Origin of the sequence: Vibrio sp. 10N.222.48.A3 (genome assembly GCF_041475345.1) — a bacterium.
Lineage (GTDB): Bacteria > Pseudomonadota > Gammaproteobacteria > Enterobacterales > Vibrionaceae > Vibrio > Vibrio tasmaniensis_A.
The window spans coordinates 1-1,313 of record NZ_JBFRVX010001572.1 but is presented as its reverse complement, the minus strand read 5'-3'; the positions used below and the strand labels follow the sequence as shown (position 1 = coordinate 1,313).

1 protein-coding gene and 1 pseudogene are annotated in these 1,313 nt (G+C 40.3%); one reads left to right on the top strand and one right to left on the bottom strand.

The window, feature by feature from the left end; translation table 11 throughout:
• Window positions 1-312, bottom strand: a pseudogene (gene luxM / locus AB4653_RS27805) (acyl-homoserine-lactone synthase LuxM); the annotation flags it as partial.
• Window positions 313-728: 416 nt separating this feature from the next.
• On the opposite strand from luxM, the gene AB4653_RS27800 reads away from it, so the two are divergent.
• Window positions 729-1,121, top strand: a complete 393-nt coding sequence (locus AB4653_RS27800) for a cystatin domain-containing protein (protein WP_009845784.1) — start codon at window positions 729-731, stop codon at window positions 1,119-1,121.
• Window positions 1,122-1,313 lie beyond the last annotated feature (192 nt).

Here is a 1,313-nt window from a genome sequence, read left to right as displayed (position 1 = left end):
GTCCAACCAATGTATATAACATTGCCCAACCGCTTCCTCTAAGAGAGCAACCTCTGTGGATAAGGTATTTGGATAGCGCTGAATCAGATCGCGGTAGTCTATCACTTCAAACATTACTGAGTCGCTTTTTGCTTGATGTTCAGGGAAAAGCAATTCTAATTGGTTTCGACGATATTCTGTCACGGTTTTGAAAACGGCTGTGCGCTCTTGTGGTTGATAAGTGTGGAGTACGAGTTCAACCAGTGCGTGTTGTTTTTTTTCGATAGGCAGGCTGCTAGCCAACAGTGAACCTAAAGACGACATTAATTCCATGTAGTGAACCGCCTAAGTTTATCTAATTATTTTTATGTGACTTGTACCCGTTTATGAGAGATGTATCTATGGCTGATGTTTGAGAGTAGTTACTTTATAAAGTTGTCCTAGCTTTTTGTGCGTTTAGTTTCTCAAAAACAAGCTGCATTTAAAGTGGGAGTTTACTACTTGTACTAATCCTAAACAACATGGTTTCGCCATTTTTCAATCAATTCATGAACCCCTAAATTAGTGTATTCTCAAATACTTACTTGTCTGCTTATTGTCCGGCTTTGGTTTTCTGACAGTGCTCTGTATTTACAGATTAGTTACAACATAATTTCTGATGAAGTGATGACATTCGAGGTTTAAGCTTGTCTGCATATGAAACATCATTGCGGGTAACGCCTCGTGAATGACAGAGGTAGAGAGAATTTATGAAGAAAGTACGATTAACATCATTACTTGGAGTAGCAACCTTGTTTAGTGTCGCTGTGTTAGCAGGATGCAGTCAGAAATCTGAGGTTCCAGTTCAATCACAAGAGAATACGAATCCGATCTGTAGCACTAAAAACCTGACAGGTGGTTGGTCGCAAAGCGCTATCACACCACAAGCTAAGCAAGCTTTAAATGCAGTTCTTGGCCAAATGAACACTTCAGCTGAGCTAAAGCAGATTCTGAGTGTGCGAACTCAGGTTGTCGCGGGTTTGAATTACGCTATTGAGTTTGAAATGGATAATGGTGAAGTGTGGAATACCGTTGTGTATCGCTCACTACAAGGTGACATTGAAATGACGCAACCTGCACAGCAAGGTCGTCTGTGTCCATAGATCAACTGGTCCATAAATTTACTGGTCTATTGATTAACTAGCATGTAAATAACTTCGCACATAAAAAATGGCTCCTAATTAGGAGCCATTTTTATTCTACTTAGAGGCGTTTTTAAACGTTATTAGTTTGCCAATGCGGGTTCCGATAACTCTTGAACACAAGCTCGGCTGATGTCTTCATCAATGTAGGCC

Excerpts from the sequence above, each read along its gene's own strand:
- AB4653_RS27800 (WP_009845784.1), top strand. The coding sequence starts at position 729 with ATGAAGAAAGTACGATTAACATCATTACTTGGAGTAGCAACCTTGTTT.